We start from the raw sequence: 14,751 nt of genomic DNA, 5'->3' as shown, positions 1-14,751 counted from the left end.
CTCGCATCACTCGGCCGGCTCCTACGACGAGGGAAGCATCCTCCAGAGATCCTCTTCCCTGTCAAGAGCATGCACGAATCGCTCGATTTCGTCGGCAGTGATGGGCCCGGGTTCGGGAACGACCACGTCATAGCTGACACCGGTGGCGAGCAGCACATTTACAACACGGGGATTGGCCGGTCGCCGTTGGAGATCTCCGCACGCCGGGCACGTGAACAGATAGGTGCCCGAATCTGCAGTTGGATCGAGTTCGAGGGCAAGATCGGCGGGGTGCAATTCGACATCCCCGCAGTGCTCACACGTTGTTTTGATTGTGGTCATTCGGCGCTCCGCTCACCGTTCATGATCCGTATATCGGCCTTCACGAACGCGCTCTGAAGTGACTATTCCGAAATGGTCACCTCGTAGCGGGCAAGCACCCTGCGACGCAGAGAGGCGGTTGCTGCTGCGGTTTCGACCCCTTCGAGCAGTTCGGCATCCTTGCCCAGGCGCACGAGGAGCCTCGCGGCGACGCTTGGATCGGACGCCGAAAAGCGAATCACGAAAGGATCTGTGGAAACGATGTCGACCGGGTAATAGTCGGCGACCCACGCGGCGCGCGGCTCGAGACGGATCGTTGCCCGCACGTCATCCTCCGAAGGCGTGTACCGCAGCACCGGGGGTGGCGGTTCGGGATTGGGGATGAACCGTTCCTCGGTCGGTACGGCGGATCGGATTCGGTCGACGCGAAAGACCCGTTCGGCTCCGGCGGAGCGGCAGAAGCCCGACAGGTACCAGTTCCCCATCGTCAGGAAGACCGACCATGGTTCGACGGGTCGTCGGGTCGTTTCACCCTTGTTCAGCGAGGTGTAGGTCAGATCGATCACTCGTCCGTCCGCAGCTGCATCGCGCAGCATGGTGACGAGGGCCGGCTCTCCTTCGATCTCGATGGCGAGTGTCTCGTCGGCCGAAATACCAAGCGCAGTGGTCAGTTTGTCGACGGCACTTTGCAGCGCAGGTGGTGCCTGCTCGGTAGCGATGAGGGTCTCCGCCGCGGCGACGAGCGCCAGCGCCTCCGAGGCGCTGAGACGCAGCGAGTGGGAGAAGTAGTCGGCCATGTCGATGACAACCTCCTCCTCGTCCACGTAGGCGATCATCAGATCGCCCGGTCCGTAGCCGGGAAGCCCACAGACGAATACGAGGTCCAGGTCCTTGATGAGTGTGCTTCGTGAGTAGCCGAAGCGATCGCACACCTCTTGCACCGTGGCTCCCGGGTTGGCAATCACCCAGGGAACCATCGAGAGGATCCGCGTCAGGCGGTGCATCGTCTTGCTCACGATCGCTCCCGGACCCGGTCGATCAACGCCTGCCGGAGGTGTTCGGGCTGCAGGATCTCCGCCTTGTCCTCGAAGCCGAGTATCCAACCAATGAAGGCGTCTGGATTCGCCACCCGCAGTTCGGCTTCCAGAGCTCCGTCCGGCCGCTCGACCGCATTGGCGCCAAGTTGCCGCTTCGCCCACCATGCGGTGTCGGCATCGAATACGACCTTGGCGATGATGTCGGCTTCCCCCGCGGCCCACGGTTTCCCAGGGAGGGCATCTTTCAAACTGAAGCCGGCCGGTCGGGTGAACGCTCCAGGATGATCTCCCAGGGCGAACGCCGACGCACGGTCGACCCGGTACGCGCGCATCTCTTCCCGGTCTCTGGCAATCAGATACCAGTGTCCTCGCTGGTGCAGGATCCCCATCGGTTGGACAGTGCGACGTCGACCCCGATAGGTGAACGAGAGCATTCGGCGCTCTGTCGCCGCCAAATGGGCCGTGGAGAGATCCTCGGCGCCCGATCCAAGATCTGCGGCGAGGGGCTCTCCCCCTCCGCTCATCGCCAGTCCCCCGAGTTTCATGAGAGCATCGGCTCCTGACGGCTGACCACCCAGCCGAACGACTTGCGCAGCGAGCCAGAGGGCGGCTCGCTCCTCATCGGAGAGGTCAGGGTCGGGAAGCTGATAGGCGTCAGGGTGAAGAAAGTAGCCGTACTCGACTTCCCACGTGTCTGTCGGGCGAAGCTCGATCGGGATGCCCATCCGTCGGAGAAGGTCCTTGTCACGTTCGAACATCCGGTGGAAGGCGTCGTCGGAATCCTGGGCGTATCCTGCCACGGTGATGCGTATCTCCTCGGCCGTGACCGGTCGGTCGGCCGTGAGCAGGAAGGCGAGAAGGTTGAGAAGCCGTTCGAGCGCACGTCGCATGCTCAGACAACTGTAGGCCCCCTGCGCCCGCCGTACCAGGTGCTCGGCATCTGGACCCGGTTGCCGGTGCAGGTAGGAAACTCGGCGACGTCACATTGCCGATCCTCACATTTCCGGTGTCATCACCGCCCGACGCTCAGGTCCGGACGGCATGCGTCGTGCCATACCCGGCAGTGTCCCAGGAACACGAGTTCCACCCCGGCAGCACCGACCCTCTACGTGACAGTTCGCGTCCGGCAGTCGGAACGCTCCGCTCCCACGCTCCACGGTCCCTACGGTCCTACAAGTCCTCGATGAGTCGATCGACGCGAGGATCGGTGTGCACGAAGGGATCCTTACAGAGAACCGTTCGCTGCGCCTGATCGTTCACTTTGAGATGGACCCAGTCGACGGTGAAGTCGCGACCCGCGGCCTTGGCGGCGCGAATGAACCGTCCCCGAAGGCGAGCCCGCGTGGTCGAGGGTGCATTGGTCATCGCTTCGGCGATTGCCGCGTCATCGACCACACGATCGACCTTGCCTCGACGGACCAACAGGTTGTAGAGGCCTCGTGCCGGGTTGATGTCGTGGTAGGAGAGATCCATCATTGCCAGCCGCGGGTCTGACAAGGCGAGATCGTGCCGAGCTCGGTATGCCTCGATCAGTTGCCGCTTGGCAACCCAGTCGACCTGCCTCGTGAGGGTCATCGGATCCTTCTCGATGCCCACGAGCATTCTCTCCCACATCCGTACCGCCCTATCGATGATCGGAGGAAAACCCCGGGTCCTTGCGTGGTGGGCGGCTTTGTCCAGATACTCCCACTGGATGTCCAGGGCGGAGAGTTCTCGACCGTTCGCGAGCCTGATCCGCCTTCGGCATGTCGGATCGGAACTGATCTCCCGGACTGCCCGGATCGGATTCTCCAGATCGAGCGTGCGAAACTCGGACCCCTCCTCGAGCATCTGCAGGAGTGCACCAACTACTCCGACTTTTGCGTACGTGGCCGTTTCGGACATGTTGGAGTCACCGACGATGACGTGAAGTCTCCGGTAAAGCGCTGCATCTGCATGTGGTTCGTCCCTCGTGTTCACGATAGGTCTGCTGCGCGTAGTGGCAGACGACACTCCTTCCCAGATGTGCTCGGCACGCTGGGACATCGTGAATCGCACGCCTCTGGTGGTTTGCAGCAGCTTGCCGGCACCCGCGTAGATCTGTCTCGTAACAAGAAACGGAAGCAGCGCCCCCAGTACGACCGAAAAGTCGGTGTCCCGTCCGATCAGGTAGTTCTCGTGGCAGCCATACGAGTTACCCGCCGAGTCCGTGTTGTTCTTGAAGAGGAAGATCTCTCCACTGATCCCTTCCTCGGCCAGCCTGTGTTGAGCTTCGACGGCCAAGTTCTGCAGGATTCGCTCACCGGCCTTGTCGGCGGAGATCAAGGTGGAAAGATCGTCACACTCGGGCGTCGCGTACTCGGGGTGACTCCCGACATCGAGGTAGAGACGAGCGCCGTTTTCGAGAAAGACATTCGACGACCGGCCCCAACTCACGACCCGTCGAAACAGATACCTGGCAGCCTCGTCCGGACTCAGTCTCCGCTGGCCACGCAGAGTGCACGTCACACCGTATTCGCTTTCGAGCCCGTAGATGCGGCGCTTCATCGCTTCAGCGTAGATCCCATGGTCCAGGGCCGTCGAGGAGTGCCCAGCACGCACCTGCGGGCTTCAATCCAAGAGTGGGAGCCGACAAGCGGCGTCCGGTTCTGGTTTTGATTCATGCGCTCCCTGGTGGGTTCCGGATCCGCCGATTCTCGAAGTACGAGATATGGGAGAACCGCCAGGACATCGTTCTCACTTTTCCGTCAGGACATCCCTGACAGATTGGAGAATCAGTCAGAGCCGCCAAGGATCTCGACGACCTCTGTACCCGATAGTCTGCGGAATGCTCTCCGGCCTGCTGTCGAATCGAGGACGGCGGCTTCCCATCCGTCGACTTCCCTGTCGAGGACTTCTTCGAATGCTCCTGCGACCGCCCTGATCGTTTCGGCGAGCGAGCCGACTTTCTGGTCCTGTGCCTCCAAGAGTTCGCTCAGCGCGTCGGCCTGGCCGCCAATGGCGCAATGGCGACCTTCGTCGGACAGGGTGCCATCGTAGGTGACCCGATAGAGATGGCTCGGGTGGCCGTTGATCCCCAGTTCTGCGACGAGTATCTCGACCTCGTACGGCTTCACTTCGTGGGTGAAGATGTTGCCGAGTGTTTGGGAGAAAGCGTTGGCAAGGCCCTTCGCGTTCACGTCGGACCTGCTGTAGAGATACCCTCTCAAGTCCGCGTGGCGAGTCCCTGCGACCCGCAGCGCCTCGAATTCGTTGTACTTGCCCACACCGGCAAAGGCGACACGGTCGTAGATCTCGCTGATCTTGTGGAGGGTGGCGCTCGGATTCTCTGCGAGTAGGAGCACACCCAGGTCGTACTCGGCAGCAACGATCGAACGACCCCGAGCGATGCCTTTGCGGGCAAACTCGGCTCGATCCTTGACAAGTTGTTCGGGAGGCACGTAGAAAGGAACGGTCATCGAATGTCCCCCAGTGCTGACGAGGCCAGGGCTGCAACCACGTCCGATTCGACCTCGACGAACCCGTCTGCAGTGACGGTCACGACGTTCGGAAGGATGCCTCGAGCGAGGTCGGGTCCACCGGTCGCCGTGTCCTCCTGGGAGGCGACCACCAGCGCGCGCATTCCGATATCCAACGCATCCGACTCGTCGAGATCCGCTCGGTAGACGGATCGCAGATACCCCTTGGCATCGCGCGAACCCGAGCCGGTAGCTCCGTACTCGTGCTCTTCGTATCGGCCGCCGACAACATCGAACGTATAGAGGCGTCCGGTTCGCTCGTCTTCATCGTATCCGCAGAACAGCGGAACGACGACCAGGCCCTGGAACACCAAAGGCAGCTGCTGACGGACCATCCGACTCAGGTAGGTCGCTTTGCCGTCGACGCTGAGACGTGTCCCCTCCAACTTTTCGTAGTGCTCCAGTTCGGTTTGGAAGAGACGGACCAGGTCGAGAGCGATGCCGGCGGTACCGGAGATCGCGACGGCCGAGAAATGGTCGGCCTGGAAAACCTTCTGGATTCTGCGGTGGGCAACGAAATGTCCCTCCGTAGCCTGGCGATCTCCGAGCATCACAACACCATCCTTGAAACGCAGAGCGAGGACGGTCGTCGCAACAGGAGCGTCGAGTGTGGAGTGCTCCGTTGTCGGAATCTCCCACTTCGGAGTCATCTCGAGCGAAGCGAGGAGGTTGCTGAAGCTCACACCCTGTCCGAATGCGTCACTCATTCTCCGCCCTTCTGGACGTAGTTCTTGACGAATTCTTCCGCGTTCTCTTCGAGGACTTCATCGATCTCGTCGAGGAGATCGTCGATCTCTCCGACATGCACCTCGGGAGTGGAGGCGATGTCGGTATCTTCGGTGGTGTTCTGCTCCCGGTGGGGCTTTTGGATGTTCTCTTTCATTCAGTCACCTCCTAGTGCCTCGAGGAGATCGGCGGCACTCGATGATGCATCGAGGAGTGCACCTACTCGCTTCGCCGTTCCTCGCAGCGGATCCATCATAGGCACCCTCTTGAGTGTGGCTTCGCCCGTATCGAATACGAGCGAGTCCCAGTTCGCGGCCACCAATGCTTCGCCGTGTTCGCTCACACAGCGACCACGGAAATACGCTCTCGTTCCTTCAGGGGGATGATGCAGTGCGTCGGCCACTTCGGTGTCGGTGAAGAGCCGCCGGATCGAACCCCTCTCGACGAAACGGTCGTACAACCCTCGCTTCGGGTCGACGTCGTGATATTGGAGATCGAGTGCCCTCAGGCGCGGATGGCTCCAGCCGAGATGCTCCCGATCTCTGTATGCCTGCATGATTCGCAGTTTCGCCGTCCAGTCGAGACGGTCGGCGGTCCGCATCGGGTCGGCCTCGAGGTCTTGGAGTACATGCTCCCAACGCACCAAAACGTCTCGGCTCACATCGTCCGCCTCCGTCGCCTCCGCATACTTCGAGAGCCAATCGAAGTACTGCCACTGCAACTCGAGCGCCGTGGCGGAACCAGCGTCCGCAAGCTGCAAAGCGTTCCCCAAACCTATGTCGTGACTCACCTGCCAAGTCTCTGCCACCGGATCGAGAAGTTCGAGATCGTCGGGCAGTGCCTCATCCTCGATGGCCGCCAGGAGCAACGACGTCGTGCCAAGCTTCAGATAGGTCTGGATTTCGGATCGTGTGGCATCCCCGATGATGAGGTGCAGTCTCCGGAACCGCTTCGGGTCGCCGTGCGGTTCGTCGCGTGTGTTGATGATCGGTCGTCGCAGCGTCGTTTCCAGTCCGACCCGCTCTTCGAAGAAATCGGCGCGCTGACTGATTTGAAAGTCGACCTCGTTCCGCCCGTTCTCGGCTCCGACCTTCCCTGAACCGGTGAAGACCTGACGGGTGACCAGGAATGTTGTCAGGTAACGGACAATGTCGTTGAACGGCAGGGATCGCGACACCATGTAGTTCTCGTGGGCACCGTAGGAGTTCCCTTTCCCATCGCTGTTGTTCTTGTAGATGGAGATCGTCTCCCCAGGCTGGAGAACACGCTGTACCGCCGTCACGGCGCGTGCCATGGCGAGTTCTCCCACCTTGTCGTGCAGGGCCGCCTCGCGGGCGTCCAGACATTCGGGTGTCGAGTATTCGGGATGGGCGTGGTCGACATACAACCGGGCTCCGTTGGGAAGAAGCGCATTGAGAATCTCCGCGTCGAGAGTCACCCCGCTGCCGAATGCGTGCCCTCGCGCGTCACGCCCAGGGGACTCCTCGGCGAGCGACCACCGCACTCGCAATCCATCCGGGGAGTTGCTGACAACGAGTCCGGAGGCGAGCACCGGATTGAAGTCTGCCTGGTGACGAATCGTGATCCCGAATTCGGTCTCGGTGCCGATCACCTTCGGTATGGACATCGGTCAGGAAACCAAGGATGCCGACGAGAACGCAACGAGCATCTCGGACCCCCTTAGAGGTACTGGCCGGTCGTGACGGCCTCGATCTTCTTCGAGTTGTTCTCGCCTCGCATCAGCGTCCGGACATACACGATACGCTCCCCTTTCTTGCCGGAGACCTTCGCCCAGTCGTCCGGATTCGTCGTATTGGGAAGGTCCTCGTGCTCGGCGAATTCGCTTGTGATCGCTCTCAGGAGGTCGGCCGTCCGAAGGCCCCTCGGCCCGCCGGCGATCTCCCGCTTGATCGCCTCTTTCTTGGCCCGGCTGACGATGTTCTGGATCATCGCGCCGCTGGAAAAATCTTTGAAGTAGAGCAGTTCCCGGTCACCGTTCGCGTACGTGACCTCGAGAAACTTGTTCGCGTCGTCCTGTGCGTACATCCTCTCGACGGTGCGATCGATCATCGCGGAGAGCATCGTCTCGCGATCACCTCCCGCCTCCTCCATTTCCTCGGCGTCCAGGGGCGCGACACCGTCGAGGTAGATGCGAAAGATCTCGCGAGCGGACGTCTCGTCGGGTCGGCCGATCTTGATCTTCACGTCGAGGCGGCCCGGCCGCAGAATCGCAGGGTCGATCAGGTCCTCACGATTCGATGCGCCGATCACGATGACGTTCTTGAGGCTTTCCACACCGTCGAGTTCCGAGAGCAATTGAGGGACGACTGTCGATTCCATGTCGGAGGACACTCCTGTGCCTCTGGTGCGGAACAACGAGTCCATCTCGTCGAAGAACACAATGACCGGAACCCCCTGGTCCGACTTCTCCTTGGCCCTTCGGAAGATCAATCGGATCTGACGCTCCGTCTCCCCCACGTACTTGTTGAGCAGCTCCGGGCCTTTCACGTTCAGGAAGTATGAGCGGGCGTCGGTTCGTCCGGTGCGAGCAGCCACCGCCTGGGCAAGACTGTTGGCAACCGCCTTGGCGATCAGCGTCTTGCCACAGCCGGGCGGTCCGTACAGCAGCACTCCTTTGGGGGCTTCGAGTCCGTAGTCGGCAAAGAGTTCCTTGTGCAGGTACGGAAGTTCGACGGCGTCTCGAATCGCCTCGATCTGCTCCCTGAGACCCCCAACGTCGTCGTACGTGACATCAGGGACCTCTTCGAGAATCAGCTCCTGGACTTCAGGGCGCAAGAGCTTCTCGAACACGAGCCCGCTACGTGCGTCGAGGCGTACCGCGTCGCCTGCCCTGAAGGACTCTTCCTCGAGTGGTTCCGCAATCTCGACGACTCGCTCCTCGTCTCCTCTGGCAAGGACGAGGAGGCGCTGCTCCCCAAGGCGCTCCTTGACCGTTACGACCTCGCCGGAGACGGTGAAACGCCGCACATCAACGATGTTCATCGCCTCATTCAGCAGGACCTCTTGGCCGCGTTGGAGCTGCTTGACTTCGATGCTGGGCTGAGCCGCCACGCGCAGTTTGCGGCCACCGCTGACAATGTCCACCGTTCCTCCGGCGTTGACCTGGAGGACCGTTCCGAACTGGTTCGGAGGAGCTGCGAGCCTCTCCACCTCGTGGCGAAGCATCGCGAGCTGTTCTCGCGCCTCGCGGAGCAATTCCGCCATCCGCTGGTTCTGGGATCCTGCCCGGTCGAGCTGCATCTTGGTTTCGGACAGCCGGCGTTCCAGCTTTCGGGCGCGGTCCGATTCCGATCTGAGCGTCGCAACCTCCACTTCGAGGTGGGCAATGGCGGTTTTCAGTTGCTCGACATCAGTCATGGGCTCGCGCGAAGTATACGGCGGTGCGAAGACTGCACTTAGTGGAGAGCGCGAATTTGGGTAGCATGCCTGCAACACATAAGGAGTTCCTCAGCTATGAAGGTTTGGATCGACCAAGATCTGTGTACGGGCGATGGCCTCTGCGAAGAGATCGCGCCGGATGTTTTTGTGCTGTTGGATGACGGACTCGCCTATGTCAAAGAAGGCGACAAGATCTTTGCAGCCTCCGAAGGCAACCCGGAAGGGGCTCAAGGTCTCGGCGTTGTTCCTGCAGGGCAGGAAGAAATGGTCATCGAGTCCGCGGAAGAGTGCCCGGGAGAGTGCATCTTCATCGAGCCGTAGACCAGTTCCTTTCAGCGAACGTATGGTGGAGGAAGGCCCCACATGGGGCCTTCCCTCACGTATTGCTTCTCCGCCCGATAACCACGAACCCGGTGTGTCCGACCATGCGGTGATCAGGACGGACCGATCGTCCTTCCACCTTCCAGGTGCGGTGCAGCGTCTCGAAGACATCGATCAGCGCGAACGAGCCGACGTCTCGCATCGTTTCCACGAGTGTCTGTACCTGCGGCACGGTGGGGAGGTACGCGATGAAGACGCCTCCGGGTTCCATGTGGCCGCCTGCACGGGCGATGTGCCACGGTTCGGGGAGATCGAGAACGAGCCGGTCCGCGTGTACGGTCTCGGCTTCGGTCTCGACATCTCCGACGCGCAGATCGAGGGTCGAAGGAATCTCACCGAAGAATCGTTCGATGCTGCGGCGGGCATGCGCTGCGTGATCTTCGCGACGTTCGACACTGACCACACGTCCGTTCGGCCCGACGGCGCGCACAAGAGCGATGGTGAGGGCTCCGGATCCGGTGCCTGCTTCCAGAACGATGCTGCCCGGCTTGATATCTCCGTAGACGAGAATGGGGCCAACGTCCTTCGGGTAGACGACTTGCGCGCCCCTGCGCATCTTCAGCACGTAGTCAACGAACCGTGGACGAATGGCCAGCAGCTTGCTCCCGCTTCCCGTCGAAACCAGAGAGCCTTCCTGTATGCCGATCAGGTCTGTGTGCGGGATCACGCCGAGATGCGAATGAAACTCACCATCTTCTCGCAGTGTGAGGAGATAGCGTCTTCCCTTGAAGTCGACGAGCAGGCAGAGATCGTCGGCTTCGAACCTCATGTCACCGCTCTTTCCTGAAGCCTGCAGAAGGCGCACCGCTCGCCGGTGGTCGGCCTTTCGCACTTGGAGCAGGGATGCAGGTCGGGAATATCGACTGCGAATGCATGTGAGGCCCTGCCGAAGAAGCCCCCGAGGAAGTGCTGGGTGACTCCCGGCGAGTCATGTTCGAGCATGGCCATCCATTCCTTGAGACGATTGACCGTGTTTCCTCCCACAAGCGGACACTCCTCCACCTCGTAGTCGATCCCGGCGAGAACCGCGTACGCGGCGGTCTCTCGTTCGGCGACGCGAATCAGCGGCTTCACCTTCTTGGCCAAACCGTCCGAAGCCGGAAGAACAGGGCGCTGTCTGCCCAGGTATTCCATGTTCCAGTTGAGCACGTTGGAGAAGAGCGTCGCAGCCTCGTCGTCCAGATTATGTCCCATCACGAGAACATCAAAGCCCCGGCGTGTCGCCTCCTCATTCAGGACGTACCGCTTGGAGAGGCCGCATGCAGAACAGGGCGTGCGCCGAGTCGCCTTCGCAGCATCGGGAATCGAGAATCCGTAGTGCTGCAGCAGGCTGACCGAATGCAGAATCAGATCCCGTTCTTCGGCGAAGGCCTCGACTCGGCTCAGACTGTCCTGCGAGTAGGCCCCGATGCCGAGGTCGAGATAGATCCCTTCAGCCCGATAGCCGAGGTGATGCAAGATGTCCCAGAGCGCCAGGCTGTCCTTGCCTCCCGACACACCGACCGCAAGACGTTCGTCGGGACCGAACATGGCGTGGTCGTGAATGGTTCGTCCAACTTGTCTACGCACATGATCGATGAAGTGCTGTCCACAGAACGCCGCATTGTGACGCTTTACCTCGATGGCCGCGCTCCCTCTACATACGCGACAGCGCATCAGCCCCCCGAAATGACCGGCCGTAACTCCACCGTGTCGTCTGCCTCCAGCCGCTGATCACGGGTGAGCAGGTCGCTGTCGCGGATCACCAATACCGTCTCGGGGACGATGTCCAGGTGTTCGAGGAGAGCACGCACCGTCATGGGCCCTTCGATGTGGATTTCGCGTCGAGGGTGGCGGCGGATGACCTTCACGAAGAGAAGACCACTGCAGCGAGCCCGGCGGCGAGTGACAGGACCATCCCGAGCACGATCACCCAGATCACGATCTTCTTCATGGTTTCATTGAGCATGCCCGTACTCTACGCGGTTTGTGCACCTTTGACGTACCGATACCGGTTCCGCGGGCGGAGGCCGAGACACTCGGAGTGCGACGCACAGGGATTGGGACAACTACGCTGGCTCCATGCAATTGGGTCGTATCGCCGTGCAAAGTGCTTTCCGGGGTCTGCGAACGGGTGATGCCCGGCTGATCCTGATCGGAGCAGCGCTTCTGGGGTTCAGGTGGCTCCGGAAGCCGAGTGGCGACGCGCTGGTATACAAGCAGCGTCTCCGGCCCGGCGACACCGTCGAGATCCGACTCGAACCTCAGGAGCGGTAGACCTTTACGACCGCTCTCGATCGGTTCCCCCGACGCCGGCCGATCATGAACGCGAGCACGACAACGGCGATCACACCGAGGGCTATGACAACGCCCTTTTGCTGAACGCTCTCTTTCGTGTCGCTCAGAGCTTGCTCGATCTCCCGGGCTTTTGCTTCGATATCTGCTCGTTCGACCATCAGCGGGTTGCCCTCCACATGATCAGACCGGCCACTCCGGAAAGGACGATGACGGAGATGAGCAGACCGAGAGCGCTCCACAGGGCGCCATCGGGAAGCACGCCGATCAGCACCCTCGTGCCTGCGATTGCAAGGAGAAGCGCACCGATGGAGAACAACACCGCCGCAGCGAAGCCCATCCCCGCGACCCTTCCGAGTCGCTTTGCAGGTTCGATGGTCTGCTCCCGCAGGTATTGCTTGGACAGGTCGATGAGTTCTCCGACCTGCTCAGGAATCTCGCTTACATCACTCATGACGCCACCGAGGCTACCCGAGCGCCCGATTCATGGGCGAATCAATTCCTCGAGATTGCATCCCTCGATCGCGGATGACCTCCGAGAGCCGGTCAGGGTGCCCGGTACGACAGACCATCTGCAACACGCAAGGATCCTGTTGAGCACTCCCTGAAGCGCATTCCCTCCTACACCGGCCGCAAGGTCCGCTGCGCTGCTCTCCTCCCTCCCGGCTTCAGCGCACTTCCCCGACGGTCGCTCCGCTCCCAAGGCAAGACCTCCCTACATCGGCGCAAAGGCGCTGCGGTACGTGCCTCCCTGCGGTCGTTCCGCTCCCCGACGAAGACCCGCTACCCCGGCGCAAAGCCGCTGCGGTACGTGCCTCCCCACCGCCGGCGGACGGCAAACTTTCAGGCATCGCGCCCTCATCCCCCACTAGGCTGGTGAATCGTGAGCCAAGGCACGCACAGGACGGTTCCGCCTGCCCGGAACTTCTCAATCGTCTGGACGGGACAGACAGTTTCTCTGTTTGGCGACTACGTCGCGTACCTGACGGTCCCACTCTTTCTCGCGATGCTCTCGCAACGGGCGTTCGATTTCGGGCTCCTGTCTGCGGCCGAGAACCTACCCACACTTCTCTTCGGTTTTGTCGGCGCAACCCTGTTGGACCGGTACCGGCTGCGCTGGATCATCGTCATCAACGAGCTGGCACGAGCCGCCGCGTTCTTCTCACTTGCGGTCATGGCTCGCGAGGGCACTTTCACCACGTGGGGCCTGTTCGCGTTTGCCTTTGTAGCCGGCAGTCTTGCCGCTTCCTTCAACGCCTCTTTGCAGGCTTTCATCCCGTCGGTGGCCGCGGGACTGGGTTTGACTCGGGCGAACGGTCGGCTCTCGCTTTCTCAACAGATCGCTTTTCTGCTCGGGCCTCTCACCGGTGGGCTGATCGTGAAGGCCGCGGGCTTCCCAGCCGCGTTTGCTTTCAACGGATTGACCTTTCTCGTGTCTGCCTTGTCATTCATCTACTTGTCCCGAGTTCCGAAGCGCGTCCTCGGTTCCGGCGACCGTTTCTTTGAGAATCTGCGAGAAGGATGGGCACACCTGTGGTCCGAACGAAGGATCCGCCTGACCACGCTCGGTGGAGGACTCGCCAACTTCATCACCGGATTCATCGAAGCAACCCTCGTGCTGATCGGAGCCCAGCTTCTCGGGACGGATGATCCGGCGCGACTCGGGATCTTCTTCGTCGGGATGGGCGCCGGTGGCATCATCGGAGCGATAAGCGCACCGAGAGTCATCGATCGTATCCACATCGGCCGTACCTACGTGTTCGGATTCGCGATCTTCGGTTTTGGCATGTTTGGCCTCACCTGGTCGAGCAACCTCTTGGTCGTCACGAGCGTCTTGGCGGTGGGGTTCGCCGGACTCGTTTGGACCAATGTGAGTCTGCTCACGATGCGCCAGCTCTACACGCCACAGTATCTCCTTGGGAGGGTGAGCGCCGCCGGGCGGGGCCTCGCATGGAGCACGGTCCCCTTCGGTGCCTTGTTCGGCACGGCTCTGGCGGATCGCATCGGCCTGCTGACGATCGTGCGGCTCGGCCCGATCCTCATCGTCCTCTTCGCCATATACCTCTCTCGCACGGTCGTCTGGTCTGCCCGCAACGTCGCAGAGTACGACCAGCCGGCCTGAGACATCTCCCCTGGCATTACCCTGCGGTCGATGCGGGCGTCTTCACTCCTCTCGACTGCTCCGGGGATCCGGCGAGCTGCCTTCGGGCTCACCGACTGGGGTCTGCTCACCGGGATCGCGCTCATCTGGGGCTCGTCGTTTCTGCTCATTGCCATCGGACTCGAGGCGTTCCCCCCGACGCTCGTCGCGCTGCTTCGCCTCACCGTGGGCGCAGCCACCCTCGCTCTGTTTCCGGCTTCGAGGCGGCCGGTGGACCGGATGGACCTTCCACGAATCGTTCTCCTCGGTGTCCTGTGGATGGGGTTGCCCATGCTCCTCTTCCCCATCGCCCAACAGTGGATCGCATCCTCTCTCGCCGGCATGCTCAACGGGTCGATGCCGATCTTCTCTGCAATCATCGCGGCCCTTCTGCTCCGCAAGGCTCCAGGCCGCTATCAGATCGTGGGTGTCTCGCTCGGTCTCGTCGGGATCGTCGCGATCAGCCTTCCGGGTATCGAAGGGGGGTCGTCGGTCCTTCGCGGTACCTTGCTGGTGCTCGCCGCCACGATCTCCTACGCAATCTCTGTCAACATTGCTGTCCCACTTCAGCAGCGGTATGGCGCGTTCCCGGTGATCCTGCGGGCCCAACTCGTGGCGGTCATACTCGTGACTCCGTTCGGGTTGGCTCATGTGGGACAGGTGCGCTTCGCATGGGGTCCCCTGGCGGCAGTGGCGACTTTGGGTGTGTTCGGAACGGGGCTCGCGTTCCTCGCAATGACCGCGCTCGCCGGCCGGGTCGGGGCGGCCCGCGCCTCGATAGCGATCTACTTCCTGCCGGTCGTGGCGATCCTGCTCGGGGTCTTCTTGCACGGCGAGCATGCAGCGCTCCTGTCGATTGCGGGAACCGCCGTCGTGCTCATTGGAGCGTTCCTCGCTTCCAGGGCGGAGACCCCCTAGATCGTTTCCGGCTCCTGCCGACGAGTCCGCCTGGCGGCGGATGGCACCCAGCTCGAGGATCACGTCTCTCCTCTTGTGG

The 14,751-nt window shown here is 61.6% G+C and carries 18 protein-coding genes; 4 read left to right on the top strand and 14 right to left on the bottom strand.

From position 1 onward, the window contains the following. Positions 1 to 21: 21 nt before the first annotated feature. From GXP34_08280 to arc, 9 genes are all read right to left on the bottom strand, one after another. A complete protein-coding gene (locus GXP34_08280) occupies positions 22 to 321 on the bottom strand; it encodes a hypothetical protein (protein NOY55970.1) in 300 nt (99 codons plus the stop codon). A 62-nt stretch (positions 322 to 383) separates the two neighbouring features. After that, complete coding sequence (locus tag GXP34_08275; protein NOY55969.1) at positions 384 to 1,316, bottom strand: WYL domain-containing protein; 933 nt, start codon at positions 1,314 to 1,316, stop codon at positions 384 to 386. After that, on the bottom strand, positions 1,313 to 2,227 hold the full coding sequence (locus GXP34_08270) for a WYL domain-containing protein (GenBank protein ID NOY55968.1): 915 nt from the start codon (positions 2,225 to 2,227) through the stop codon (positions 1,313 to 1,315). Before GXP34_08270 ends, GXP34_08275 begins: the two co-directional genes overlap by 4 nt. A 280-nt stretch (positions 2,228 to 2,507) precedes the next feature. After that, on the bottom strand, positions 2,508 to 3,863 hold the full coding sequence (pafA, locus tag GXP34_08265) for a Pup--protein ligase (GenBank protein ID NOY55967.1): 1,356 nt from the start codon (positions 3,861 to 3,863) through the stop codon (positions 2,508 to 2,510). Between the two features lie 227 nt (positions 3,864 to 4,090). Beyond that, entirely contained in the window at positions 4,091 to 4,774 is a 684-nt protein-coding gene (gene prcA / locus GXP34_08260; protein ID NOY55966.1) for a proteasome subunit alpha, read from the bottom strand. Beyond that, entirely contained in the window at positions 4,771 to 5,541 is a 771-nt protein-coding gene (gene prcB, locus GXP34_08255) for a proteasome subunit beta (GenBank protein NOY55965.1), read from the bottom strand. The genes prcA and prcB overlap by 4 nt, the downstream gene beginning before the upstream one ends. After that, the gene (locus GXP34_08250) at positions 5,538 to 5,717 is read right to left on the bottom strand and encodes a ubiquitin-like protein Pup (GenBank protein NOY55964.1); all 180 of its coding nucleotides are present in this window, start codon (positions 5,715 to 5,717) and stop codon (positions 5,538 to 5,540) included. Before GXP34_08250 ends, prcB begins: the two co-directional genes overlap by 4 nt. After that, a complete protein-coding gene (locus GXP34_08245) occupies positions 5,718 to 7,187 on the bottom strand; it encodes a proteasome accessory factor PafA2 (GenBank protein ID NOY55963.1) in 1,470 nt (489 codons plus the stop codon). A 53-nt stretch (positions 7,188 to 7,240) separates the two neighbouring features. Beyond that, the gene (arc, locus tag GXP34_08240) at positions 7,241 to 8,938 is read right to left on the bottom strand and encodes a proteasome ATPase (GenBank protein NOY55962.1); all 1,698 of its coding nucleotides are present in this window, start codon (positions 8,936 to 8,938) and stop codon (positions 7,241 to 7,243) included. 96 nt (positions 8,939 to 9,034) lie between these two features. Between arc and GXP34_08235 the strand changes: the two genes are divergently transcribed. Further along, positions 9,035 to 9,280, top strand: coding sequence for a ferredoxin (locus GXP34_08235; GenBank protein ID NOY55961.1), 246 nt, complete (start codon positions 9,035 to 9,037; stop codon positions 9,278 to 9,280). Between the two features lie 55 nt (positions 9,281 to 9,335). On the opposite strand, the gene GXP34_08230 is transcribed toward GXP34_08235, so the two are convergent. The 3 genes from GXP34_08230 to GXP34_08220 are packed head-to-tail and all read right to left on the bottom strand — an operon-like array spanning position 9,336 to position 11,190. After that, on the bottom strand, positions 9,336 to 10,109 hold the full coding sequence (locus tag GXP34_08230; GenBank protein ID NOY55960.1) for a tRNA (adenine-N1)-methyltransferase: 774 nt from the start codon (positions 10,107 to 10,109) through the stop codon (positions 9,336 to 9,338). After that, entirely contained in the window at positions 10,106 to 10,996 is an 891-nt protein-coding gene (locus GXP34_08225; GenBank protein NOY55959.1) for an adenine nucleotide alpha hydrolase family protein, read from the bottom strand. Before GXP34_08225 ends, GXP34_08230 begins: the two co-directional genes overlap by 4 nt. Then, positions 10,996 to 11,190 (bottom strand): MoaD/ThiS family protein, encoded by a 195-nt coding sequence (locus GXP34_08220; GenBank protein NOY55958.1) that lies wholly within the window; start codon positions 11,188 to 11,190, stop codon positions 10,996 to 10,998. The genes GXP34_08225 and GXP34_08220 overlap by 1 nt, the downstream gene beginning before the upstream one ends. Before the next feature lie 211 nt (positions 11,191 to 11,401). Here GXP34_08220 and GXP34_08215 point away from each other — a divergent pair, with 211 nt between their 5' ends. Further along, a complete protein-coding gene (locus GXP34_08215) occupies positions 11,402 to 11,596 on the top strand; it encodes a fumarylacetoacetate hydrolase family protein (GenBank protein NOY55957.1) in 195 nt (64 codons plus the stop codon). On the opposite strand, the gene GXP34_08210 is transcribed toward GXP34_08215, so the two are convergent. Beyond that, positions 11,584 to 11,775, bottom strand: a complete 192-nt coding sequence (locus GXP34_08210) for a hypothetical protein (protein ID NOY55956.1) — start codon at positions 11,773 to 11,775, stop codon at positions 11,584 to 11,586. The genes GXP34_08215 and GXP34_08210 overlap by 13 nt on opposite strands. After that, complete coding sequence (locus GXP34_08205) at positions 11,775 to 12,068, bottom strand: hypothetical protein (GenBank protein NOY55955.1); 294 nt, start codon at positions 12,066 to 12,068, stop codon at positions 11,775 to 11,777. Before GXP34_08205 ends, GXP34_08210 begins: the two co-directional genes overlap by 1 nt. Before the next feature lie 429 nt (positions 12,069 to 12,497). Here GXP34_08205 and GXP34_08200 point away from each other — a divergent pair, with 429 nt between their 5' ends. Then, positions 12,498 to 13,736 carry an MFS transporter gene (locus tag GXP34_08200; protein ID NOY55954.1) on the top strand — a complete coding sequence of 413 codons (1,239 nt, stop codon included), beginning with the start codon at positions 12,498 to 12,500 and terminating at the stop codon, positions 13,734 to 13,736. Positions 13,737 to 13,766: 30 nt separating this feature from the next. Continuing rightward, a complete protein-coding gene (locus GXP34_08195) occupies positions 13,767 to 14,672 on the top strand; it encodes a DMT family transporter (GenBank protein NOY55953.1) in 906 nt (301 codons plus the stop codon). Positions 14,673 to 14,751 lie beyond the last annotated feature (79 nt).

This window comes from Actinomycetota bacterium, from assembly GCA_013152275.1.
Taxonomy (GTDB): Bacteria; Actinomycetota; Acidimicrobiia; order Spongiisociales; family UBA4744; genus BMS3Bbin01.
Note: the sequence above shows the minus strand (reverse complement) of the source record. Positions and strands in the feature narration are given on the sequence as shown.